Origin of the sequence: Geomonas ferrireducens (genome assembly GCF_004917065.1) — a bacterium.
Taxonomy (GTDB): Bacteria; Desulfobacterota; Desulfuromonadia; order Geobacterales; family Geobacteraceae; genus Geomonas; species Geomonas ferrireducens.
The window spans coordinates 165,988-190,092 of the sequence record NZ_SSYA01000003.1 but is presented as its reverse complement, the minus strand read 5'-3'; the positions used below and the strand labels follow the sequence as shown (position 1 = coordinate 190,092).

Annotated in this window: 18 protein-coding genes; 12 read left to right on the top strand and 6 right to left on the bottom strand. The window is 61.9% G+C overall.

Annotated features, from left to right (window positions below):
- Positions 1-12 precede the first annotated feature (12 nt).
- Positions 13-498, bottom strand: coding sequence for a tetratricopeptide repeat protein (locus E8L22_RS16610; protein WP_136526265.1), 486 nt, complete (start codon positions 496-498; stop codon positions 13-15).
- A gap of 422 nt (positions 499-920) precedes the next feature.
- Between E8L22_RS16610 and E8L22_RS16605 the strand changes: the two genes are divergently transcribed.
- Together E8L22_RS16605 and E8L22_RS16600 are read left to right on the top strand one after the other, a co-directional pair.
- On the top strand, positions 921-1,625 hold the full coding sequence (locus E8L22_RS16605; protein WP_136526264.1) for a cytochrome c3 family protein: 705 nt from the start codon (positions 921-923) through the stop codon (positions 1,623-1,625).
- Positions 1,626-1,711: 86 nt separating this feature from the next.
- Positions 1,712-2,929: an NHL repeat-containing protein gene (locus tag E8L22_RS16600; protein WP_136526263.1), complete on the top strand. Its 1,218-nt coding sequence runs from the start codon at positions 1,712-1,714 to the stop codon at positions 2,927-2,929.
- 62 nt (positions 2,930-2,991) lie between these two features.
- Here the strand turns inward: E8L22_RS16600 and E8L22_RS16595 are convergent, their stop codons facing one another.
- A complete protein-coding gene (locus tag E8L22_RS16595; RefSeq protein WP_136526262.1) occupies positions 2,992-3,666 on the bottom strand; it encodes a response regulator in 675 nt (224 codons plus the stop codon).
- Between the two features lie 41 nt (positions 3,667-3,707).
- Entirely contained in the window at positions 3,708-5,096 is a 1,389-nt protein-coding gene (locus E8L22_RS16590) for a PAS domain-containing sensor histidine kinase (protein WP_136526261.1), read from the bottom strand.
- Positions 5,097-5,407: 311 nt separating this feature from the next.
- On the opposite strand from E8L22_RS16590, the gene E8L22_RS16585 reads away from it, so the two are divergent.
- Together E8L22_RS16585 and E8L22_RS16580 are read left to right on the top strand one after the other, a co-directional pair.
- On the top strand, positions 5,408-6,859 hold the full coding sequence (locus tag E8L22_RS16585; protein ID WP_136526260.1) for a carboxypeptidase-like regulatory domain-containing protein: 1,452 nt from the start codon (positions 5,408-5,410) through the stop codon (positions 6,857-6,859).
- A 23-nt stretch (positions 6,860-6,882) separates the two neighbouring features.
- Positions 6,883-7,119 (top strand): hypothetical protein, encoded by a 237-nt coding sequence (locus E8L22_RS16580; protein ID WP_136526259.1) that lies wholly within the window; start codon positions 6,883-6,885, stop codon positions 7,117-7,119.
- Positions 7,120-7,301: 182 nt separating this feature from the next.
- Here E8L22_RS16580 and E8L22_RS16575 read toward each other — a convergent pair whose 3' ends face one another.
- On the bottom strand, positions 7,302-7,736 hold the full coding sequence (locus E8L22_RS16575) for a hypothetical protein (RefSeq protein WP_136526258.1): 435 nt from the start codon (positions 7,734-7,736) through the stop codon (positions 7,302-7,304).
- Positions 7,733-8,071, bottom strand: coding sequence for a hypothetical protein (locus E8L22_RS16570; RefSeq protein ID WP_136526257.1), 339 nt, complete (start codon positions 8,069-8,071; stop codon positions 7,733-7,735). Before E8L22_RS16570 ends, E8L22_RS16575 begins: the two co-directional genes overlap by 4 nt.
- A gap of 261 nt (positions 8,072-8,332) precedes the next feature.
- Here E8L22_RS16570 and E8L22_RS16565 point away from each other — a divergent pair, with 261 nt between their 5' ends.
- From E8L22_RS16565 to E8L22_RS16540, 6 genes are all read left to right on the top strand, one after another.
- Entirely contained in the window at positions 8,333-8,761 is a 429-nt protein-coding gene (locus tag E8L22_RS16565) for a cytochrome C (protein ID WP_198420184.1), read from the top strand.
- 18 nt (positions 8,762-8,779) lie between these two features.
- Positions 8,780-12,583, top strand: coding sequence for a PKD domain-containing protein (locus tag E8L22_RS16560; RefSeq protein ID WP_136526256.1), 3,804 nt, complete (start codon positions 8,780-8,782; stop codon positions 12,581-12,583).
- Positions 12,584-12,735: 152 nt separating this feature from the next.
- On the top strand, positions 12,736-13,764 hold the full coding sequence (locus E8L22_RS16555) for a peptidylprolyl isomerase (RefSeq protein ID WP_136526255.1): 1,029 nt from the start codon (positions 12,736-12,738) through the stop codon (positions 13,762-13,764).
- A 376-nt stretch (positions 13,765-14,140) separates the two neighbouring features.
- Positions 14,141-14,557, top strand: coding sequence for a cytochrome C (locus E8L22_RS16550; protein WP_246044725.1), 417 nt, complete (start codon positions 14,141-14,143; stop codon positions 14,555-14,557).
- Positions 14,558-14,584: 27 nt separating this feature from the next.
- The gene (locus E8L22_RS16545; protein ID WP_136526253.1) at positions 14,585-17,662 is read left to right on the top strand and encodes a cytochrome c3 family protein; all 3,078 of its coding nucleotides are present in this window, start codon (positions 14,585-14,587) and stop codon (positions 17,660-17,662) included.
- Positions 17,663-18,105: 443 nt separating this feature from the next.
- Positions 18,106-18,363: a hypothetical protein gene (locus E8L22_RS16540; protein WP_136526252.1), complete on the top strand. Its 258-nt coding sequence runs from the start codon at positions 18,106-18,108 to the stop codon at positions 18,361-18,363.
- A 134-nt stretch (positions 18,364-18,497) separates the two neighbouring features.
- Here the strand turns inward: E8L22_RS16540 and E8L22_RS16535 are convergent, their stop codons facing one another.
- Positions 18,498-20,843 (bottom strand): hybrid sensor histidine kinase/response regulator, encoded by a 2,346-nt coding sequence (locus tag E8L22_RS16535; protein WP_136526251.1) that lies wholly within the window; start codon positions 20,841-20,843, stop codon positions 18,498-18,500.
- A 370-nt stretch (positions 20,844-21,213) separates the two neighbouring features.
- Between E8L22_RS16535 and E8L22_RS16530 the strand changes: the two genes are divergently transcribed.
- A complete protein-coding gene (locus E8L22_RS16530) occupies positions 21,214-23,091 on the top strand; it encodes a TonB-dependent receptor plug domain-containing protein (RefSeq protein WP_246044723.1) in 1,878 nt (625 codons plus the stop codon).
- Entirely contained in the window at positions 23,091-23,954 is an 864-nt protein-coding gene (locus E8L22_RS16525) for an ABC transporter substrate-binding protein (protein ID WP_136526250.1), read from the top strand. Before E8L22_RS16530 ends, E8L22_RS16525 begins: the two co-directional genes overlap by 1 nt.
- The last annotated feature ends 151 nt before the right edge of the window (positions 23,955-24,105 follow it).

Sequence of the window (24,105 nt, the reverse complement as noted above, 5' to 3'; positions counted from 1 at the left end):
AAATCTCTCCCACTAGCGCGCGTCGGCAAGCTCCTCGAGCTTCTTCTTCGCCGCGCGGTACCCCTGGGTCGAGGCGCGGCGCAGCCATTTCTCCGCCTCGTCCCGGTTTTTCTCCCCGCCTACGCCGTAGAGACACGCAACGCCGAGATCGTACTGGGCCGCGGGAAGCCACTGCTCGGCCGCCTTCAAAAGGAGCTCGCGCCCCTTGACCGGGTCTTCCGCAAGCCCCTCCCCCCGCAGGTAAAGCATGGCGAGGTTGTACTGCCCGAGGACGAACCCCTGATCCGCCGATTTCCGATACCAGTGCGCCGCCTCCTGCACGTCCCGGGGGACCCCCACCCCGGTCGCGTAGAGCACACCAAGACGGGATTGGGCCTCGGCACTTCCCGCCGCGGCCTGCTTTTTCAGCTGCACTATGTCGACGCCGTCGTACCCGCATGCAGGCGCCGCGGCCAGGGCCGCCAGAAGCGCTGCCGCCGCCAGTGTTACAAGTTTCATGTCACCTCCCGAGGATTCTTAAATAGTCTCTCCCGTGACAGCAAGGACCTTGCCACCCGTGCCGCCTTGAGGAAAGTACCCCATCAGCCCCGCCGCAGTCGGGCAAACGGGTTTGAGGGAAGCGGGATGCACCGATCCGTGTGAGACATTTCACCCACAACGCCGAGGGTGATGGGGGCAAATCCCCCCCAACCGCCCCGGCTTTCCCGGGGACTCCCGTCACACGAAGGGAAAACACCAGTGGTTACCGAGTCTTGCAAAAACGGCATGATGCGGGCACCAACATTGCATCCCGCTTGGCAACCGGCGCGTCTCCTGGGGGGGAGGCATGTCGGCAGGTGCAGCGGAAGAGAGCCGCAGCATTGCGTAGGCAAGCTGAAAACTTTTCTACATTCAATGAAAAAGACGGAGGAAAACTCTCTATGAAGAAGATCACCATCCTGACCGCCATTGCCGGTCTCACCCTCGGTGCCTCTCTCGCCTACGGCTACACTGCCGACGGCGGCGGGGTAGTCGGCTCCAAGCACGACATGAACATGCTCTCTGGTGCCGCACCGGATTCCCAGGGCCGCGTCTGTGCCTTCTGCCACACCCCGCACCACAAGGTCGAGGCTACCGAGCTCGACTACAACCCGCTCTGGTCCCACAAAGTGAACGTTGACACGAGCTTCGCTCCGTACGAGTCCGTGACCTTCAACAGCACCATCGCAGGCGACCCGCTCGCAGGCCCGAGCCGCCTCTGCATGAGCTGCCATGACGGCGTCATCGCAGTCGACCAGCACTACGGCAACACCGGCACCGCTCTGGGCGGCAAGATCACCGCTGACGGCTTCGGCGACATCGCCATCGGCAAGTTCTCCGACCTCTCCAACGACCACCCGATCGGGTTCGACCTGACCAACATCCACACCACCGACCCCGGCATCAGGGCTGACCTGAAGGCCCCGAACAACAGCACGCTCAACAACCAGGCGATCACCACCCTCGGCTTCAACAACGGCAAAGGGCAGATGCTCATGACCTGCGCTTCCTGCCACGACGTCCACAACAAGGACAACAAGGACACCGCGTTCCTCTACGAGAAGCAGCTGAACTCGCAGTTCTGCGTGATGTGCCACGACAAGTAACAAGCAGGCTACCGTCCCGGGGGCGACCCCGGGACGGTAAAAATAGAGAAGCAGGCAACAGCAACACAGAAACAGGAGTACAAGACATGCATGGTCGTCTTTTTCGTTCCGCAGTAGCGCTCCTCGCTGCCTCCGTTCTCACCCTAACCGCCGGCTGTGCGACCGGTCCGACCCAGCAAAGCCACGGCCCCGTATTCTTCCCTCCCGCTCCGAACCTTCCCAGGCTCCAGTACCTGACCAGCTTCAGCAACTCCGCCGACGTAACAGGGAGCTCCGCCGACACGGTGTCGCTCGTCTCTTTCGGCAAACAGGAAGAGCAGAAGGTGAGCAGGATCATAAAGCCCAGCGGTATCACCACCAAAAACGGCAAGCTCTACGTGACCGACATCGCCGGTCAGCTCTTCGTCGTGGACCTCCCCAACAAGAAGATGGAACAGCTAAAGGGGAACGACGGGATGGGCAAGCTGAAGAAACCGGTAGGCGTTGCCGTGGACAGCACGGGCTTCGTGTTCGCGTCCGACATCGAACGCAAGGAGGTCCTCATCTACGACAACAACGGTGAGTACCTGAAATCCATCGGAGGGGACTTAGGCTTCACGCCGACCGACATCGCGGTCGATGACGAGAACCTGTACGTGCTCGACACGAGGAAATCCGTGATCCGCGTGCTGAACCCGATGACGGGAGCGCAGATCCGCGAGATCGGAAAGATGGACGACCCGAACCAGTCCCTGTGCCTCCCCACCCGGATGAGCCTCGACGACAAAGGGGTCCTCTGGGTCACCAACGCCGGCAGGGGGACGGTGACCTCCTACGACCGCGACGGCCACTTCCTCGGCACCTTCGGCAAGTTCGGCGACGGCATGGGGCAGTTCGCCCGTCCGAAGGGGATTGCCACGGACGAGAACGGCTACGTCTACGTGGTCGACTCCGGGCACCAGAACGTGCAGATCTTCAGCGACAAGGGGCGCCTGTTGGGCTACTTCGGCTCGGCGAAGCTTCCGGTCGGGGGGATGAACCTCCCCAGCGACATCTCCATCAGCAAAAGGGATCTGGACTATTTCCAGAAACTGGCCCAGAAGGACTTCGAACTCTCCGAGGTGATCTTCGTGGCGAACCAGTTCGGCGAGAACAAGATCGGGGTCTACGGGCTTGGCAAGCTGAAGGGGGTCGACTACGATGCCGCATACCGCAAGGCGGCGGAGGAAAGGGAGCACAAGGCCCAGGAGATCCTCAAGGAACGCAAGAGACAGCAGGAAATGCAGGATCAGCAGGGCAAGAAAGACGCAACCGCAAAGCTGTAACAACCGCTATGGCCCTGCCGGCAGCGACCATCCTCTGCCGGCAGGGCCCTCTAACTTCCTACCTATTTCCACTGCTCCAGATCGATAACCCCAAGACGCGCCGCATAGCGCACGAGTTCCATCCTGCTGTGCACATCGAGCTTCTTCATGAGGTTTGTGAGGTGGTTCTCAACCGTCTTCACGCTGAGCCCCAGATCCGACGCTATCTGTCGTATCACCCCGCCTTCGGCGACCAGTCGCATCACCTGCTGCTCCCTGGGGGACAAAAGCGCGTACCGTTCGTCGCACACCGTGGCTTCCCCCTGACCGGAATTCCCCAGGTTCGCCACGATGTCCTGCGAGACCTGCCCGTCCAGGAAGTACTCGCCGCGCCGCAGGGCGTCCATGGCGGCCACTAGTCGGGTACTGGTCGCCTCTTTCATCACGTAGCCGCGCGCTCCGGCCCTCAGGGCCTCGGCCACGTACTCGAATTTGGGATGCATGCTCAGCATGAGGATCTTCACCGACGGGACCTCGCGCATGATCTGGCGCACCGCCTCGATGCCGCTTACATCTGGAAGCGAGATGTCCATGGTCATGAGCTCGGGTTTCAGCTCCCTGGCCAGCGCCAGCGCCTCGGCGCCGCTTCCCGCTTCACCGATGCAGGTGTACTCGGAGGTTCGCTCCACAAGCCCCTTCACCCCTTCACGAAACAGGGGGTGATCGTCAACGATGATGACCCTGCTTTTTCCTTCCATGCAAAAAACCTCCTCGAATTGAAGCCGGCGCCGCGAGGGCGCTAGGCGATGGGAATCTCCACGGCGATACGCGTCCCCTTCCCGGGGCGGGAGGTGAGCTCGAAGGAGCCGTTTAAAAGCTCGACCCGCTCGGCCATGCCGACGAGCCCGAGCCCCGCTTTTCCGGCGGGGACCGCGCGAGCGGGATCGAATCCCCTGCCGTTGTCGGTGATGCGCATCCTGAGCACCGGGTGGGAAACGACGAGGCTTATGGCCACCTCGCTTGCCCGCGCGTGCTTCACCACGTTATGCAGCGCCTCCTGGAATACCCGGTACAGGGTGATTTCACCCTCATGGGGGAGGCGCACCCCTTCCAGTCCATGGGCGGAAAAGCGGACGTTCACCCCGTGGTGGGTCGAGAAACTGTCGCAGTCGTGGCGGATGGCGTCGACAAGCCCAAGTTTCTCAAGCGGCGAGGGGCGCAGGCCGGCGCAGATGGTGCGGATCGACTGCACGCTGTCCTTCAGCACCTCGGAGAGATGACGCATCCGGGCGGGAGCATCACCCGGGGAGGAAGCGAGGTCCTCGGCGAGAACGTCGACGATGATCTTCGCGGCGTTCAAGCGCTGCCCGAGGTCGTCGTGCAGCTCCCTGGAGAGGTGCTTTCTCTCGTCCTCCTGCACGCTCAGAAGTTTCCGGGTGAGAGCGCGCACCTTGTTCTCGGCCTCCCGTCGCACGGTGATGTCGCGGGCGACGGCGAGCTTCGTGCGCTGCTCGATGCCGGGCATCCGGACGGGAAGCTCGATGACCGAGTACCAAAGCTTGGTCACCTCGTTGTAGAACTCCTTGTGCAGGGGGCGCTCGGAGTCGAAGAACCCGTCGTCGACGCAGCAGTCCTCACAGCGGGTCTGCTGGCCGCGGCAGACCTGGTAGCAGAAGTCCTGCTCGAGATCCCCCAAAAGCCCCTCGCGCATCTTGCGGTTCGCGTAGACGATGCGGTAGTCGTCGGTGACGACGTAAACGCGGTCCTCCATGGCGTCCAAAAGAAGCCGCAGGGTCTCCTGGGTCGCATGCATCGCCTCGCCGATCAGCTTGCAGTCGGTGCGGTCCAGGAAGGTTCCGAAGATGGCGGGTTTACCTTCCACCTCGATGAGACGCGCTTCCACCTCGATCCAGAAGACGCTGCCGTCAAGCCGCGCCGACGGCTGCCCCCAGGAGACCGCGGAGCGATCCCCCTTCAAGAGCTGCTCGTGCACGTGGCGGAACAGGTCGACGCTCTGCCGGTCGGGATAGACGTCGGCGTACATGTCGCGGCCGATCAGCCCTTCGACGCTCGGGTAGCCGAAAATCGCCCCGAAGCGGTCGTTCAAAAAGATAGCCTTCCCCTCCTGGATCACGTAGATCCCGTCGGTCAGGTTAAGCACGATGCTGGTAAAAAGGTTGGTACTCATGATCACCTCGCCGTAAATGAATGCAGCGGAGCAAAACCTGCGCCAGAGCGCCGGAGGTGCCTGCAGACGGGGGTGAGCCCCGCTCCCGGGGCACAATCGAGCGATTTGCCCCACCTATAACCTCAACGCCTGACAAAAACTGGGGCATATCCCCCATAGCCCCATGGGGCGAAACACGCAAACCCGCGCGGGGGAGGCACTGACGGCGCACGGGGCAAGTGGCACCGTATTTGCTGGAAAACGGCAGCCGCAGTGGCGCCGCAGCGGGGCCGCGCGGGCCATTTTCCGCACCGCAAAGCAGGAGAAACTACATGAAGCTGGCAGACCTGTACAAACGGGGACTCATCGTCGCGCTCGCCTGCGCCGCCCTCCTCATTTCCAACCTTTCCGCGTTCGCAACCGCACTACCCGGGGACTGCGACGGGAACGGAAGCGTCACTATGATCGAGGTGCAGGGGGCGATCAACATGTTCCTCGGCACCAAGACCGCGACGTCCTGCGTGGACACCGACCAAAGCGGCGCGGTCACGATAACAGAGCTGCGCAACGTGGTCAACGCCTACCTCGGGCTCCCGGTCATGATCCCGGCGCTCGCCGTTACCGGCACGGTGAAGGACCCGATCTCCGGGCTGGCCGTCACCGGGGCGACCGTGACGGCGTACGCCGACGGCGCAGGCACCCCCGCGGCAACCGCCACGGTGCAAAGCACCGGCAGCTACAGTCTCTCCGGACTCTCGGCGGCCAGCACCTATCAGCTCGTGTTCAGCAAAACCGGCTACGGCGACGTGAACTACTACGGCGTCAAGCCGAGCCAGAGTGCAGCCACCGCACTTGAAACCGTCCTCATGCTCACGACCGACAAGGCTTCGCTCACCACCTCGATCAACGGCTATGTCCTGAACGCCTCCAACAACACCGGTGCGGCCCTGACGGTCAGGTTCCGCCCGGGGCTGGGCGCCACCACCGGAACCTACCTGGCCAAGACGGCCGACGGCTACGGGTATTACTACAAGGACTACTTCCCCGCCGGGTGCTACACGGCGGAGGTGGTGAAGCTCGTTGACGGGGTGGAGACCAGCTACGGCTACTTCACCGTCTACTCCGTCCCCGGGGTGTCCACCTACAACAACAGCCAGAACTTCACCGTGGATACCGGGACGCCACCCTCCACCACCTACCGCGCCGTCCTCAGCTGGGGGAGCGCCGAGCGCGACCTCGACCTCCACGTAACCGGCCCCCTGAACCCGGACGACACCTTCACCACCATAGGGTCCAACAACACCCCGAGGTTCCACGTCGGCACCAGCACCGCCGACCCCCAGACCAGTTACCCGTACGGCAGCGCCATCACCGGCACGACCCTCAGGAACCTCCCCGGTGCGACCACCGAGGCATACCTCGACCAGGACCAGGCAAACCACGGCGTCGACAACGGCAGCGAGACCTTCACCATCCTGACCCAGCAGGCAGGCGTCTACCGCTTCTACGTCTACAACAACTCGGCCACCGGTTACCTCGCCGAGTCCGGCGCCCAGCTCAAGCTTTTCCGCGGCACCACCCTCGTGAAGAGCTACACCGTCCCCAACAAGTCCGGTAACACCTGGACCGTCTTCGAACTCGACGGCAACACGGTGACCGACAAGAACATCATGTCCACGGTCGACCCGACCCAGACGTACAACCTCGCCAAACCGGTGGCGGGTTATCCCGTGGACGAGCTATCAACCTTCAAGCAGGTGCAAAAAAACCTGCCGACACGGTAGCAAAGGGGTAAGGAGCAGCGGCAATGGAAAGACTCAGCAAGAAATGCACGGCGATCCTGGTAGGCGCCCTCACCTGCCTCGCAGCGGGGATCGGGCTTGCGCCAAGGGTGGAGATGGCCCCGTTGGGGGTGGAGCGGCAGGTGAGCCTGAAAAGCGCGCCCGCCGGCCGGGGCGCGGATGCGGCAGTCGGTATGATGCAAGGATGCGCGGGAGGTGCGTCCGTCAGCTGTCATCCCCAACGGTCACGTCCCCAGCTTTAAACGGCACCGGGATACAACAAAAAAGGCTCCTCTTCTTTCGAAGAGGAGCCTTTTTTGTTGCCGTCGCTTATTTCGCCGACCTCGTCTCTCGCACCGCGGACTTCACCCCCTAGGGGCCTTCGCGCCGCAAGGGGGAAGTTTGCCCGAAGGGCGAGTGCGGGGCATTCCCCGGGATGGACTGACTACTGGGGAGGAGCGACGTGGGTGTATGAGGTCATGTAGTCGACCACTACGCCGTTGTCGTCAATGAAGATCATGGCGCTCAGAACCTTACTCTTCATCGAGCCGTCGGCGTTAAAGGGAAGTGCGTTGTACTTCCAGAATTCCTTGGTGCGGGCAATGGGAGGCAGGGCGATCTTGATGGTGGCCAGCATCTCCTTGGAAAGCTGCCGCTGATTAGGTTCGACGGTAATAGGACTGCCGAATGCCGCCAAGATCTCCTGCTTGGTGGTCTTATCCTTCACGATCAGTTCCGCAAGCGAAGCCTCGCTAAGCTCCAGCTTCTTAGGCGCCTGCACCGTAGCAGGCGCGGCTTCCTTTTTCACTTCCCCGGGTGCGGCATGCATGCACCCTCCCAAAAACGCGCCCAGAACCAGCAAACCAACCCTCTTCATCATCTGACCTCCTGATATGAATAAAATACCGCACGCAAAACGTGCAACCTCTCTGCCAACTTGAACGTTTCCAGCCGCGCGAGCAGCGCCGCGTTACAGATGCGCCCCACCGCTGCTTTTCCGGTTTGCCGTGCCGTCATAAACCATCGCACCGCCGGCTGCACCTGTCGAACGTGGGCGATTTCACCCCAGCGTTCCCCCATGCGGGGGAAATCACCGCACTCTTCGCACCTTTTTTCAGAGCCTGCCACGGAAGGGGGAACCAGGGCTGTGCCCATACTGAAAATTGCTGAGGCGGAGGTCGAGTGCAATATATCAATTATTATATAAGTTTCCAAGCACGATCTCCTCATCAGCCCGACCGCATGCGTTTTTTTTGCGGCTGGAGACGCAGTGATCGGCATCACAGGTACGACAATTGCTATTACCCTGACAAGCTCTCTTCACACCGTACCGGTGATGCCTTAAACCTGGTCCGGCGCAGTCGTCATGTGCCCCCATTCACACGGCGACCTGAAGGTCCGAAGTAGCAGCAACAAAGAGGCAGCACAGTGCAATTTATTTCAAATCCAATCAAGAGACTGAGAGGGAAACAACCTATGAAAAAAAGGGGATTGAAAATCTCGCTTTTGGCGGGGGCCTCGGCGGTAGCCGGCCTCACCGTAGGCGGGACGATTGCCCAAGCGGCACACCCGGCAATCCAGCTTTATACCTATGAGGAGGTAGCGCAGCAGTACGGCGCACCCGCCATGCCGGTCATGGTGGACCCGACCTCCAAACAGGGCATGCCCTACAGCCCGAAACAGACTTGCATGGGCGGCGGCTCCATGGGCTGCCACACCCCGGGCAACACCGCCGGGCTCAAGAGCTACACCGACATGTCCAAGGGCGCATACCACGCCACCCTCGGCACCGCCGAGTGGATGGACAACTCCGACAGCGGCCTGTTCATGGAGAACGGCAAGCAGACGGGCCTCAACCCGCAGAAACCCTGGCTGCAGTCCCACGGCCACAACGGCAAGTGGTGAACCCCCTCGCTCCGCCAGGTGGCGGACTTACAGAAAAAAGCAGACGGCAAAGGCATCGCATACCCGGGCACCGTTCCTAGCACCGGCGACGCGGTAAGAGATTCTCAGACCCCCGGCACCAGCCTCTACCTCTTCCTTAACGGCGGCACTGGCGCCGATGGCAAACCGTACCCGAAAGTCGACCTCTCCCTGTGGGACCAGGCGACCATGTGCGGCACCTGCCATCCGGGCGGCATCGCCTACGAAGAGGACAGAAACGGCAACAGGCTCCCCTACAAGACCCTCACCGACATGGCGATGGGCGACGTGAACCCCTTCACCAGCACCGTGTGGGAGAACTTCAGCGCGCAGGGGATCGAATCCTCCTTCGCAACCATCGCTCCGTGGGTCTACCCGGCCTACGCAGGCAACAGGCCTGACCCGAGCAAGCCGAACAACGGCGCGATCATCGCCCCCAGCGGTTGGGGCCAGCCGATGAGCATGCCGAACCCGAACTTCCCCGGCGACGCGACCAAAGCGATGCCGGTCTACGCCAAGCAGCTCATGGTGCCTAACGTTAAGGAGATGGACTGCTTCTTCTGCCACCTCTCCGGCTACGACAACGTCATGTCCTCCGTGATGACCCAGGCAGGAAGCCTGAACGCCGCGCCGGCCGCCGGCGCCATGCTCTTCGACATGAACCCGGCCAGCCCGACCTACATGGGCTACAGCCAGTACAACGGCAACGTGACCTTCGCCGATGCCGGCAACGGGATGCAGACCGTGTCGCTCTCCACCAGCCTGCTCGGCCGCATCAAGGGCGCGCCGGACTCCAACAACTGCATGCAGTGCCACGCCACCAAGACCCTGAAGAATCTCCCCGAGATGTTCGGCGTCACCGGCACCAGCAGCGGCTTCCTCTCCTCCGCGCCGATGATCTTCGACCCGAACAACGGCGTCGGCCCCAACGGCAAGAGGATGACCTCCTTCGACATCAACGCCATGTGGATGTCCACCGGGTCCTCCCCGGTCATCACCATGGACAACTACACTCAGTACATGATGCCCGGCATGCCGTACGTGCAGGCGCAGCAGACCTTCTACAGCCCTGCGAGCGCTACCGGCTTCATGGGCGGCGGCAACCCGGCCCAGTCCGGCCCGCTCTACTACTACAACTCCGACGGCTCCATGCCTGACCAGAACGCGCTCAAGCGTTCCACCATGCCGTTCCCGCGCGCAGAGTGGTTCAAGCGTGGCGACGCATGGCAGGCAGGCCAGGACGTCCACGGTTCCTTCGGTTGCGCCGGCTGCCACTTCACCGGCAACAGCACCAACAAGAACCAGTGCGACCCGGGCCGCGGCTTCGACATGTCCAGCACCACCCAGGACGGCGTTCCGCCGCTTTGGAAGCGTCAGGTCGTGAAGGAATACGACGCAGAAGGTAAGCCGGTCCTCGCCGTAGGTGGCGAGATTGCCGCAGCCGTTCAGAAGCACGACACCCGCAACACCGTCAAGCGCTGCGAGTTCTGCCACATCACCGGCAAGGACTACTACGGCAACCCCATCCAGACCTTCGGCGCGCCGAACCCGGATGCGGCACACACCCAGTACGGCCTGAACAACAACATCGTCCAGATCGTCGACAAGTTCGACACCGAGCAGGCCGGCTTCGGCGGCCAGGGCGTACCCGAGCACACCAACTTCACCTCCGACAAGAACAAGCTCGGCCGCGGCAACCACCTCGACGTCATGGACTGCACCGTCTGCCACGTACAGAAGAAGAGCATGGCGGTACGCGCCCTCGACGCCACCTCCGGTATGCGCTTCCCGGCAATCGTCGGCACCGATCCCTCCAAGGGGATGATCGGCCTGTTCGAGGATCCGGCTCCCGATGCGTTCAACGCAGGCGCAGTCGCTCAGTACAACCAGATGTTCGCAGCAATCAACCAGGCCATGGGCCTTACCGAAGGTATGCCTGGCTACCAGGCGCCCATTCCGGCCGGCACCCACGTGGTGGGCGGCGCGCTCAAAGAGTGGAAACCGCTCAACCTCTGGCAGAGACTCGGCAACATGGAAGCGCCGCTCAGCTTCGGCAACAGCGACAAGAGCGGCATGAAGTTCCGCCGCAAGATCTACCTGAGCAACGCGATCTCCGCAGTCATCTGGAACAACACCGACTCCAACGTCGATGCAAACGGCGACACCGTCCCCGGCGGCGACCTGGTCCCGACCAAGCCCTCGCTGGTCGGCTACACCGACGTCTTCGACGGCCTGCCGCCGCACGAGAACAACACCCAGGGCTACGGCGAGCCGATCTACGACCCGTGGATCCAGCGCGACCTGAAGGCCGGCATGAACTTCGGTCCTTCCGCCCTCTCCGTCATCTCGATCGGCTTCAACGACCCGATGAGCACCGCTTCCGGCTCCGCATTCATGCCGGACGGCACCTTCTCTCCGGCCAACTACTGGAAGTACGTCAGCGTTTGGAGCGGCGCGGTGAACTTCACCGAGCCTTACCAGATCACCGACTACAAGAACTACCGCAACCAGCTTGAGAGCATGAAACCGGCAGCACTGCGCAAGGACTGGACCAAGACCGAACTCGCCTACATCGGCGCTCCGTTCATGGTCACCCACGGCGTGAAGCCGGTACAGCAGTACGTTAAAGGCAAGAGCTGCGCAGACTGCCATGCACCGGGCGCAGGCTTCTTCAAAGGCGGCTTCGACATGGTCGGCACCGCTATCCCGGCCGACCACACCTTCAACCCGACCTCGCAGGTCTCCATCGACCAGACGAGCGGCACCGTCACCCGCATCCCTGGCATCCCGAGCCTCGACTCCGCCAGCAACCTGATGGGTCGTCCGCTCGAGCCGGTACGCGTCAAGGCGAAACTCGGCGACCTCCGCACCGCATTCGAAGGCTTCAACAAGCTCGGCCAGCCGCGCACCGTGAAGTTCCAGAAGAGCGATGCTAACTACACCTGGACCACCGATCTTGAGCGTGCAGACATCCTGTATCCGCCCGAAGACGGCGCCATCTACTACAAGATCGCAGACACCAACGACGACGGCAGCATCAAGACTGGCGCAACCCCTGTGAACGGCATTGCTTACGCCGATTACATGGAGTCCATCGCCCAAAACTTCGACGCAACCGCAGCAGGCCTCGGCGTGAAACCGGTCGCAACCATCGCGGCAGTGAACGGCGAGACCGGCACCAACGCAGCTATGCTGATCAAGGGGACCTCCTACAACTTCGCCCCCGCCACCACCCCGGCAGCCGGCGCCAAATTCCAGTGGGCAACCAACGCTGGTGACACCGCAGTTCCTCCTGCAGTACCGGGCGCGATCATCTCCGCACCGGCCGCAGCAAACACCGGCATCACCTTCACCAAGGCCGGCACCTTCAGGGTCGCCCTTACCGTGACCAACGTCGACGGCACTACCGCAACCAGCTACAAGCTCGTCAACGTAGCCAACCCGGTGTACATCGCAGTAACCGGCACCACCACCGCACCGGTCACCACTACCATCCCTGCCACCGCCACCAGGCCGGCTTACAGCTACACCGTACAGCAGACCCAGGTGCCGGTAACCTTCACGCTTACCCCCCCGACCTACGACAAGGTCAGGTTCTTCTGGGGTGACGGCAGCTCCTCCACCACCCTCACCGCTGCAGACTTCGCAACGGCCAACGGTGCAGGCGGCGTGGCGCACGTGTACAACCGGTACAGCAAGTACCTGAACGCTACTACCAACAAGTACACCTACAAGACCACGATCCAGCTGTTCAACGGGTCGACCCTGGTCAGCTCGCAGTCTGTGAAGGTAGAAGTACAGTAATGCAACAATGGAACTTCGATGAACATGCAGTGATGTAAATCCATGGCCCGGAACGAAAGTTCCGGGCCCTTTTTGGTAGAGGGACAGGATTTTCGGGCCGACGTCGGGAGCAAGACGCGCCTGGAGCAGCTCAAAGACAAGGAGAATCAACCATGCCGCACCCGAAGAAGATCGTATCGTCCACCGTTGCCGCAATCATGCTCATGACCATGGGCGCAGGTGCATCGTTTGCGGAAGAGGCCACAGTCAAAGACGCCGCGGCCCTGGCGGCCAAGGCAGCGCAGGCGGCGCAGCCGTCACCCGACGAGACGCTGGTGAAGGTGAACGGCACGCCGATCATCCGCAAGGAAGTCAACCGCGCCCTGAAAATCATGCTGAAGCAGACCGGCACCAAGCAACTCGTCCCCGAAGCGCTCAAGAAGGCGCAGGACACCATCCTCGAGCAACTCACCGATTCGGAGCTCTTGTACCAGGCGTCTAAGGGGGTCGAGATGAAGGACCTGGACCAGCAGGTGAAGAAGGCCCTCGCCGAGAACCGAGCGAAGTTCAAGAGCGACGCCGAATACAAGGCCGCCATGGACGAGCTGCTCATGAGCCCTAAGGACCTTGAGGAATTCACCCGCAAGGACATCGCCATCAACAACATGATCGAAGTCCGCTTCGGCTCCAAGGTGCAGGTGGCGGAAAGCGATGCGAAGAAGTTCTACGACGACAACCGTACCAAGTACTTCGAGCAGGGGGCCAGGGTGAGGGCAAGCCACATCCTCGTGGGCGTCAGCCAGAGCGCCTCCCAGAAGGAAAAGGACGAGGCCAAGGCGAAAGCCGAGGCCCTGTTGGAGCGCATCAAGAAAGGCGAAGATTTCGCCGAGATCGCCAGGAAGGAGTCCACCTGCCCCAGCAAGGAGAAGGGTGGCGACCTGGGGGTCTTCGGCCAGGGGGACATGGTTCCCCCGTTTGAAAAAGCGGCCTTCGGGCTGAAACCCGGCGAGATCAGCGGGGTCGTTTCCACCGTGTTCGGCTACCACATCATCAAACTCACCGAGGCCCTCCCGCCCAGCGTACAGCCCTTCGACGAGGTTAAGGCGAAAATCGTGGAGTACCTGAAGCGCGAAAAGGTACGCGCGGAGATCCCCGCCCTGCTCAAGGAGCTCAGAGAAAAGGCAAAGATAGAAAAAGCCTAAGAATCGCAAACACTTACACACACCAAAAGAGCAGGAGGGGCTCCCCCACCTGCTCTTTTGCCGTTTACACCACCCTACCCCCACATTGGGGTAAAAGCCCCCCAGTCACTGGGTGAACTTGGGGTATTTACCCCAACAAACACCCCATCCCCTTCCGCCCCCCCTGTCGTCCCAATGAAACGCGTCACGGAAGTTTTAGCAATTACTACTGTTTTAAAAATTTAGTGAGAAAAATAAAATAGCGGCACACCCCGTGCTAATGATGAATCCAGGCTCTCTAAAGCTGAAGCAGGACTGCAGATGGCGAACGGTACCCCCATACCGGACGCAAGATGTGATTCGTACTTCCATTGAATCGAGACAAAGGAGACCCATGATGAAACAACCCACCAAGAAGACGGTGCTGCTTACCGCCGCTTCCTGCGCCGCCCTTATCGGGGTCGGCACGGGGATGGCGATGGCTTCCGTCTCTGCCCACAAACAGATCCCGCTCAAGGATCCGGCAGGCCAGGCGATCACCAAGAACGCCGACGGCTCCGCAAAAGCCTACAGCATCAAGACGACCTGCTTCGGCACCGCCGGTTGCCACGGTGACGCTGCCGCCGGCACCTCGAGCGTCCTCAAGTACACCTACGACGACATCGAAAAGCACTCCTACCACGCACAGCTTGGCGCGAACGAGATCCGCGGCTTCAACCCGTTCAACATCGACTCGTCCGACGCTTTCCGCACCGGCGCAGGCCCCCAGGGTAAAAACTGGGTGCAGAGCCCCGGGCATGTGGGGTCTTGGTGACCGCCGTCTGCTCGCCAGTTGGCGAGAATGTACAAAGACGGTGCAGGTGCGGTTTACAACGCGACCACGGCCCAGTTTGAAACCGTTCTCTTCGGTGAGGTTGCTTCCGGCACCTCCAGGGTGGCCAACCTCGTTGGCGGCGCGACCAAGTACTACGAGCCGTACAACTTCACCGACGCGACCACCTTCGCCCAGAAGGCGGACAACTCCGTGGCCGGCGAGATGCGCGACTGCGGCGAGTGCCACGTCGGCGGCGGCGCCATGGAATACATGGTCGACGACAGCGCAGCCACCTCCGGGACCTACGACGCCAACAAGCGCAAGTCGCTCCGCGACTACGTCTTCGGCGGCGCAGTCACCGCCTTCAACGCCCTGATCGACATCTTCAACGACACCCCGGCCAACCGCGGCAACGTGGTGGTGCAGGATTACTCCCAGACCGGCGTTCTCGAGATGGACTGCCTCATCTGCCACCAGAACGACTACAGCTGGGAAAAGCGCAAGGACGCGGTCCGCAAGGGTGAGTTCGACGCTTCCCGCGCCGTCGGCTCCAAGCTGGCCTTCTCCGCGAAGGACGGCGTGAACGTCTTCTACAACTCGACCTCGGTAACCGCCACCCCGGCCGGCCTGGTCGCCAACCTCGAGTACAAGATCGTCGGCAAGCCGACCTCCAACCAGTGCTCCTCCTGTCACCTCGGCAACACCATCGAGACCAAGGATGCAATCACCGGCGTAGTGACCGTGACCGGCGGCGAGAAATACCAGGTCGACTGGAAGAAGCGCGGCGAGATGTGGAGCCAGAACGGCACCATCCTCGACGTCCACGGCGCCATCGGCTGCATGGGCTGCCATGAGCGCACCGGCGCTACCGCAGGGACCACCGCCCAAGTCGGCGTGAGCGGCAACATAGGCGACAACAAGCTCGGCCTGTGCGACCCCGCCAAGGGCGGCGCTTCTCCGTTTGACGCCATGTGGAACAAGATGGACAAGGTGGAGTTCAAGGACTGCTCCGGCTGCCACGAGTACGCCACCGCTCCGGCCTTCGCCACCTTCGGCGCACCGAACTCCAAGGGCGCTCACGACAGGGCCGGCCTGACCGCGAAGATCGCCTACGATAAGGCGGGCGCACAGGTAAGCCACATCGACCTCATCGATTGCACCGCCTGCCACATCCGTAAGGACGGCTTCAGCGGCGGCGCGTTCGTCGACGGCACCGGCGCCGACGAGGAAGGGCGTCTGGCAGTCCACGACACCGAGTACGTCGCCAAAGGCAACATGAACAACGGCGTCGCGCTGCACTGGCAGAACGGCAAGATCTACGCCGCCAACCTCTTGACCTCCTTCTTCTGGCGCGACATGAACGGCCTTAAGACCATCAACGGCGGTTTCGACGCCAACAACGACGGCCGCGAGGCCGGCATGGATCCGCTGCTGCAGACCCATGTGGCCAACATCAACCGCATAAACGGCCTGCACGCCCTCACCGCTGACGGCGTGGTGAACGCCGCCGAAATCGCCACCCAGCAAGCCGCCCTCTCGGCAGGCATCAGGGGGCAGCTCGGCAACACCACCACCCAGGCGACCAACGCGTTCCTGCCGAAGGTCTCCTTCCTCATGGTTCCTTTCAAGGCGAGCCACAACATCGCTTCCGCCGACAGGGCGTGGGGCAAGAACGGCTGCCAGGAGTGCCATGCCGCCAACGCAGGCTTCTACAACGGCGCCTACCCGATCAACGGCAACATGGACGGCAAGTTCAGCTTCGACTCCAACCAGGTGACCACCTTCACCAAGGTGAACGGCCTCGTCGACATCACCGATTCGCACCCGAACGTCGTGACCAAAGACGGCACCCGCTCTCTGCCGATCCCGATCCTCACCAAGTTCGACGGTCCCTACGTTCAGACCGCGACCCCGGGGCAGACCCTGCGTAACATCGACCGCAGCGAGGTTCTCTACGAGAACACCTTCCAGACCATCAACCAGGACTGGGTAACCAGCATCCAGGGCGGTGCCATCGCGGCAGCCTGCAGCGCCGCAAGCCCGTTCTACTGTGAAGATCCGGCGTACATCTTCAACGCCGCCAAGAAGGGCGCCACCTCCACCCTCGGCTGGACCCTCAAGGTGGACGTGAAGGACAGCAACGGCGTGATCACCAGCCGCACCGTCCAGATCACCGACGACAAGGTGACCACCGTTGACCAGCTGGTAACCCTGCTTGACAACGCCGGTAAATTCGGCAGCACCTTCTTCACCGTCACCGCCGCCAACGGCGGCGTGAAGCTGGACGCCGCTGCCGGCTACCAGATCCGCATCAACAAGCTCTCCGACGTGGGTCCGTTCGGCCTGAAGGGCGCTCTCTGGAAAACCGCCCCGATCGTTCGTGGCGCCAACAGCTATGCAACCCGCGCCCAGTACGTAACCTACCTGAACAGCATCACCGCGTCGGCCTTCGGCGTCGGCGCCACCCCGGTAGCCGGCATCGCAGCAGTGAACGGCGAGTCGGGCACCACCGCGGCTCCGCTGGTCAAGGACCTCTCCTACGCCATCGCAGCCACCGGCACACCGGCTGCAGGCGCCAGGTTCCAGTGGGCTACCAACGCCGGCACCGCAGCGAGCATCACCGACGCAACCGCAGCAAGCACCAGCATCAGCTTCAACAAGGCCGGCACCTACAGGGTCGCCCTTACCGTGACCAACGTCGACGGCGCTACCGCAACCAGCTACAAGCTCGTCAACGTCACAAACCCGGTACTGATCTCCGTAACCGGCACGGCCACCGCCCCCGTCGTCAAGACCATCGCGGCGACCGCCACCAGGCCGGCATACACCTACACCGTGCAGGAAACCAAGGTGCCGGTAACCGTCGTCGCAGGCACCACCTACGACAAGGTCAGGTTCTTCTGGGGTGACGGCAGCTCCTCCACCACCCTTACCGCTGCCGACTTCGCAACGGCCAACGGTGCAGGCGGCGTGGCTCACGTGTACAACCGCTACGAGAAGTACTTCAAGTCCGGTACCGGCAAGTACACCTTCAAGACCACGATCCAGCTGTTCAACGGGTCGACCCTGGTCTCCTCGCAGTCTGTCATTGTAGAAGTCCCCTAAGTCCTGTCTCTTGCAGGCAACTTGATTGATGCATTGCAGTAATTTCGAAGCCCGGAACGAAAGTTCCGGGCTTTTTTTTGTCGCATCAAGCTCGATTGAGAGGGGTACCCCATCCCCCTGCCACGCGCCGTTCATAGCACCGAGGAGTTGCAAGTGCCGACAAAAAGCAAATCCCCCGCAAATGGGGGAACATTAGGGCTCGCACAGCGCTTCGCGGAAAGCAGTGCTTCGCGTTTCCCGGCACTCCACGAAGGACTCCGCCAAGGAATTACATTAACTTGCATGATCCATTTGCGGTACGCCGAGGCGGCGGAGAAGGGAACAACATTTTTTGAGAAAAAAGACTAAAGGTATGTCAGTTGTAGGACGACATTGAAATGGTAAAGCAAAGGCGGAAGTGATATAGTGACGTCACTTTTCGCTGTGACAGTGGGAGAAAAGATATGAGCAAAAGCATCAGAGTATTGGCGTTTTCTCTGACAGTACTGGTTTCCGCCGTTACGGCGTATGCGGAGGATTCCCCTTCCTGCAGGGATAAATGCACCACTGACTACACAGACTGCCTGAAGTCGATCGAATCCGCCTCACCCGACGCACGGGTAATCCTTGAGAAGAGCTGCCAGGTGGAGGACGACGCCTGCAGCGCCGACTGCGATGAAAAGCGCTCACTCGCGGGGATCTTGAGGAAACTCAGCGAGTAGACGCAGCTTCTGATATAGACGAAATCCCCCCTGTCCCCCCTTCGCGTAGGCATGCTACGGGGGGCAGGCTCCCCCTTCGCAAAGGGGGAACGCTAGGCCTAATGCCACGCTACGTGGCCACGCCCCCTCCCTTCTTACAGCGCCTCCAGCACCCCGCAGAGCTTGTCGGAATCGTAAGGCTTCACCACACTCCCGCAAAACCCGTAATCCCGGTACGAATCCATCACCTCGTCGTTGCTGTAGCCGCTGGACACGATGAGCCGCGCCGCCGGGTCCTGTGCGAGAATAAGACGCGCCGCCTCCTTACCCCCCATCCCATTAGGCACCGTGAGATCCAGAATCGCCGCCAAAAACGGCGTCCCTTCCTTTGATGCCCTTCCGTACATGGCGACGGCCTCATCGCCGCTCGCGCAGAGGGTCACCTCGTACCCTTTGGCCGCGAGGACTTTGGCGGCGAGGAGCCGAATCATCTCCTCATCATCCATCACAAGGACTCTTCTGCTGCAGCCGACAAGCGCCTGCTGCGCGTCGCGCTCCGCGTCGGCTTCCAGCTTCGGCTGTGCCGATTCGATGCAGAAAACGGGAAGATAGAGGGTGAAGGTGGTCCCTTTTCCCAAGAGGGTGTCGAAGGTGATCACCCCGCCGTGCCGGGTGATGATCGAATGGACCGTCGCAAGACCAAGCCCGGTGCCAAGTGCAGCTTTGGTGGTGAAATAGGGAGTGAAGATGCTCGACTTGTGCTCGTCGCGGATGCCGCACCCCTCGTCCTGGAACGAGAGCTCGACGTAGCAGCCACTCAGGGGGGCCGGAAGCCTTTCCGCGTCGGTCGACACCATTCTCCCGCGCACGGTCAGCGTCCCGCCGTCCGGCATTGACTGCACCGCGTTGATGCAGATGCAGTTGAAAGCCTGCCGGATCTGGCCGTCGTCCACGTACACCGGGGGGAGTTCCGGCGACAGATCAAGGAGGCAGGTAACGTTGGAACCGCGCGTGGCAAGCTGCACCGATTCCTCCACCAGCCTCGCGACCGGGACGGCTTTTCTCAGGGGGGCTCCCCCTTTGGCGAAACTAAGGAGCTGGTTCGCGAACCCGGCGGCACGCATGGTCGCCTTTTCGGCCTGCTGCAAAAGCTCGTGGGAGTTGTGCGACGGATCGATGAACTTTTTTGCGAAGGAGATGTAGCCGAGCACGCCGGTCAGGGCGTTGTTGAAGTTATGCGCGATCCCGCCGGCGAGAACGCCGATAGACTCCAGCTTCTGGTTTCTCACGATCTGCTGCTGCAAAAGCTCGCGTTCGGTCATGTCGATCATGATGTCGACGATGCGCGCGCCGGAGCGCTGGTTGCTGCAGTTCAGATGCTTGACGGTGCCGTCCTTGCAAAGCGCGTTCACTTCGAAGAAGGTGACCCGGTTCCCCTGCTCCCATGCCTCGATGGCGGCGCGGCGCTTGCCGGCGACCTTTTCGCGGTACTCCGGTTCGGGGCAAAGCAGGGCGAGCAGTTGGTCGACATCTTGAACCTCGTCCTGGCGATAACCGAAGCTCTTCGTCATGAAGGCGTTCAGGTACTCGACACCGCCCCGCTCGTCGGACCAGACGATCCCCATGGGGAGCTGCTCCACCAGGTTCTTCAGCTCCTGGCGCGCCTGGGTCCTCTGCTCGATTTCCTTCTCCAGATCCAGGTTGATGGTGACCAGCTGTTGCTTCGAGGCGATCTCGAACTCCATGGCTGCCAGCAGTTCCGCATGCAGCCGACGGTTCTCCTCCTCGCGTTGCCTGAGCGACTCGGCCAGATCGTTGAGCGATGCAGAGGCCCTCCCCGGCTCGTCATCGGAGAGGACGGCGATGCGTGAGACGTAGTCGCCGCAGTGGACGTTCTCCAGCCCCTGCATCAGCGAGTTGAACGATGCGGTCACCCTCTTCAGGATCAGGTAGCAGGAGAAGAGGATGAAGAGCCAGCTCGCCGTGGCCAGCACTACGCTCAGAAAGGCAAGCCGCCTCCCCTCTCGCCACAGGTCCCGGGTGCCACGGAAAAGGCGCACCTCGCCGATAAGCTCACCCGGCCGCTGCTCGCCTTGCCCCGGCTCGGGAAGCACGGTAAGCGGATTGCCCCGCACCTGCACGCTCTGTTGGATCAGGTCCGCCCCAGCGTTGGTCCCTAAGCGCACCATGATCCTGCCGCTCGCGGCTGCTATCTCCACGCCCCGGATCTCTGGAAGGGTGAGCGCCTGGCGCGCGTGGGACTGAAGCAGGTCGGTGTTCTCAGCGTAAAGGGGAAGCCGCACCGAGTCGGCCAGGGCATGGGCCTGCAGGCGGAGCATCTCGGCGGCGTGCCGCTTGTTCTGGTTGATCTGGTGCAATACGAAGAGTGTGACGCAGACGATGGTGATCAGCGCGGAGAAGAGGGTAAAACGCAGGAACAGCTTGTACTGGAAGCTCGAGCGAAGGGCGCCTAAGCGTCCGGCGGGAGAAGGCGTGTCCATGGCAAGGCCTTTATTGGGGTCGGCGCCGCGGCCGAATCGTGGCCGGTTGGTGCAGACGGCGGCTTCATTGTTGTGTGTAACAGCTGCGTGCAGGGCGAGCTTTGGAGCTGAGCTGCAGGCTGCGGACCTGAGGCAGTGTGAATGTTTGTACGCGAGGCTTTACATGGAGTCTGTCGGAGGACTATACCAGATATGTCGCGGGATTCAACTGTAATAAGTAACTACTTTGTCCATCATTAACCGCATAAGCACTGTATTACCGAAATTCCTTTGACAGAGAAGCATCAAACTGATAGGTATGCAACAATCTCTGTGCCAGTTCTTTTAAGAATTCTGCAACTGTCAACGGCTCTTTTCCGGGGAAACCCTTTTGACAGCAAAACAGCTCATCACAATACTGCTTGCCTCCCTGATGGTCCTGTCCCCGATGGCCGTCACCCAGCTTCGCGCCGAGGATACGGACGAGGTGACACGCTCGCTCGGCCTGTCCGGCGAAGAGGCCGTCGCAGTCCCCCATTCCCCCCGTCCCGCTTCGCTCATCGCGGAAAACGTCACCGTAATAGACGCCGACGAGATCGCCCGGCTTAACGCTCACACCGTGGCCGACGTGCTTCAGACGGTCCCCGGCGCCCAGGTGGACCTGTTGCAGACTCCCGGCAACGTCGTCCTTTACGACATCCTCGGCAGCTCGAGCCGGCACGTCCTGGTTCAGATCGACGGGGTGCCCCAGAACTTCGTAAGCTCCGACAACTTCGCCCACATCGGCAGCATCCCGGTGCAGATGATCGAGCGCATCGAGATCATCAAGGGGCCAGCCTCGGCAGCCTGGGGCTCTTCCCTTGGCGGGGTGATCAACATCATCACCAAGCTCCCCGCACAGGATACCCCGGCGACCGGTCTCGCCTCAGCCTCCATCGGCAAGAACGCCACCACTGACCTGAGGGCGGAGGTCAGCGGCACCGTAGAGCAGCTCGGGTACTACCTGACCGGCGGAAAGCTCTTCTCAGACGGCCTCATCCCCCGAAACGACGTCGATTTCAACCACGGCTTCGGGAAACTGAGCTACGACTTCCTAAACGGCGGCAGGGCAATCCTCGCAGTCGACGCACGCGATGCCGACATGGGCCTCAGCGAGTCCTACCTCTACAACTTCTGGGAAACCGGGATGGCCCGTTATCTGAACGGCTACTTCTCGGTGCAGTACCCGCTCGCCGAGCGTCTATCGCTCGAGGCAAACGCCCGCGGGGGGAGACGCAGCACCGCGCACGTCATCGGGAACTTCTTCCCCGAACCCGCCCCCTTCGTCCACGCAACGGCGCGCGAAGTGTACCAGGGGTACGAGACGGCACTCAACTGGGGAGACGCGAACCGGGGACTCAAGGCCGGGGTGGAGTACGAGCAGACCGAGGTGCGGCAGCGTGAACTCCTCATGCCGATCCCCGACTTCAACATCGATAAAACCCTCACCCGCTACAGCGCGTACCTGAACGGCACCTACACCCTCGGAAAGCTCTCCGTGCTCCCCGGTGCCCGCTTCGACCGCTTCAACCTTTTGGATGACGCCCTGAGCGGCACCCTTGGCGCCACCTACCGCCTGACCGACAATACCCTTTTGCGCGGCTATGCGGCGTACGGCTACAGCATGCCGCTCATCAGCAATTACGGCTCCACCGATGGACAGGTACCGCACAAACTGCAGCAGATACGGACCGTACAAGCGGGGATCGAGAGCACCGCGATCCCATACCTGTGGCTCAAGGTGATGCTGTTTGACAACGAGGTCTGGAACATCCAGACCATCGACCGCTACAACGTACTGCACCGGGACGAACAGAGCCGCGAAGGGGTCGACATGGAATGGCGCACCTCTTCCTTGTACGGCTTCATGCTAAGCGGCGGCTACACCTTCACCGACGCCCGCGACAAAAAAACAGGGAAGCAGTTAAGCGGCGGCGAGAGCGGCCCGCGCCACGCGGTCAAGGGGGCACTCACCTACCAGAACGAGGAGATCGGTCTCACCTCGGTCCTGACCGCCAACTACAGCGACTGGAACCTCGCCACGCCCGGTGCCGACTCGACTGCAACGTTCCTGGACCTGCACGTGACCCAGAAGCTCGCGTCGTCCTCGGACCGGTCACCGGAGCTCTTCTTCTCGGTGCGCAACATCCTGGACACCAAGCTGTACCAGTACGAGTTCCGCCCCGCGGCACCGCGGTGGTTTGAGTTCGGGGGGAGGCTACGCTTCTGATGCGCGCACCGATCCCCTTAATGCTGCTTTTCCTCATCATGCTGGTGTCGCCACGCCCGGCCGAGGCCCTGGACGTGCTCATCCTGCAAAGCGGCCGCAGCCCCGTCTATACCGACGCGCTGCGCGGGCTGCACGGCGCGGCCAAACTCGACTCGAAGACCCTCGTGCTCTCGGACTACTCCGACGTCGACGTGCAGCGCCTGGTCAGGGAGGAGCGCCCGAGGCTTTTGATCGCGCTGGGGGACCGCGCGCTGAGCGAATGCCGCAAGACCCGGGAGGTCCCGGTGCTCGCCCTGCTATCCCTGGCGCTCACCCAGAGGGCGGTCCCGGATCATGTAGGCGGCATCGCCATGACCGCCGCGCCGGAGCGCTACCTCGAACTCTTCTCCCAGATGCGGGTCAGGCGGGTGGGGGTGCTCTACGACCCGAGGCTCTCGGGGCTCTACGTCAAACGAGCAGTCACCGAGGCGGAGGGTTACGGCGTCACCATCGTCACCGAGACGCTGCGCAACCCGCGCGACCTGCAGGGGAAACTGGAGCAACTGAAGGGGGACATCGACCTTCTATGGCTGTTGCCGGACAGCACCGCCATCACCACGGTCAACCTGGAGGCGCTCCTCGTCTTTTCCATGACCCAGGGGGTCCCGGCGGTGAGCTTCACCGGGCAGTACCTGAAAAACGGCGCCGCGGTCGCTCTCGACATCGACCCACACGACCTCGGATGGCAGGCGGGCGAAATGGCCCAGTCCCTCCTGCGTTCCAGCGGGGGGCACCGGGTCCCCATCGTCGACCCGCGCAAGGTCCGGCTCCAGGTCAACGAGAGCGTGCTGCGCAAACTGCACTTGAAGCCCCCCTCCCCTTAACGCCCCTGACGCAAAAGAGGCCGCCCCTTCCGGGACGGCCTCTTTTTTTTTCGGTTTATAGGCTCCCCCCTTTGCGAAGGGGGGCGGGGGATTTGCTTTTGCCAGCCAGCTAAATCCCCCTAAATCCCCCTTCGCAAAGGGGGACTTTCGA

Coding starts and splice junctions, on each gene's coding strand:
- E8L22_RS16525 (WP_136526250.1), top strand. CDS start 23,091: ATGCGCGCACCGATCCCCTTAATGCTGCTTTTCCTCATCATGCTGGTG.
- E8L22_RS16590 (WP_136526261.1), bottom strand. CDS start 5,096: ATGAGTACCAACCTTTTTACCAGCATCGTGCTTAACCTGACCGACGGG.
- E8L22_RS16535 (WP_136526251.1), bottom strand. CDS start 20,843: ATGGACACGCCTTCTCCCGCCGGACGCTTAGGCGCCCTTCGCTCGAGC.
- E8L22_RS16595 (WP_136526262.1), bottom strand. CDS start 3,666: ATGGAAGGAAAAAGCAGGGTCATCATCGTTGACGATCACCCCCTGTTT.
- E8L22_RS16575 (WP_136526258.1), bottom strand. CDS start 7,736: ATGATGAAGAGGGTTGGTTTGCTGGTTCTGGGCGCGTTTTTGGGAGGG.
- E8L22_RS16565 (WP_198420184.1), top strand. CDS start 8,333: ATGAAAAAAAGGGGATTGAAAATCTCGCTTTTGGCGGGGGCCTCGGCG.
- E8L22_RS16605 (WP_136526264.1), top strand. CDS start 921: ATGAAGAAGATCACCATCCTGACCGCCATTGCCGGTCTCACCCTCGGT.
- E8L22_RS16585 (WP_136526260.1), top strand. CDS start 5,408: ATGAAGCTGGCAGACCTGTACAAACGGGGACTCATCGTCGCGCTCGCC.
- E8L22_RS16545 (WP_136526253.1), top strand. CDS start 14,585: ATGTACAAAGACGGTGCAGGTGCGGTTTACAACGCGACCACGGCCCAG.
- E8L22_RS16580 (WP_136526259.1), top strand. CDS start 6,883: ATGGAAAGACTCAGCAAGAAATGCACGGCGATCCTGGTAGGCGCCCTC.
- E8L22_RS16600 (WP_136526263.1), top strand. CDS start 1,712: ATGCATGGTCGTCTTTTTCGTTCCGCAGTAGCGCTCCTCGCTGCCTCC.
- E8L22_RS16555 (WP_136526255.1), top strand. CDS start 12,736: ATGCCGCACCCGAAGAAGATCGTATCGTCCACCGTTGCCGCAATCATG.
- E8L22_RS16550 (WP_246044725.1), top strand. CDS start 14,141: ATGAAACAACCCACCAAGAAGACGGTGCTGCTTACCGCCGCTTCCTGC.
- E8L22_RS16610 (WP_136526265.1), bottom strand. CDS start 498: ATGAAACTTGTAACACTGGCGGCGGCAGCGCTTCTGGCGGCCCTGGCC.
- E8L22_RS16540 (WP_136526252.1), top strand. CDS start 18,106: ATGAGCAAAAGCATCAGAGTATTGGCGTTTTCTCTGACAGTACTGGTT.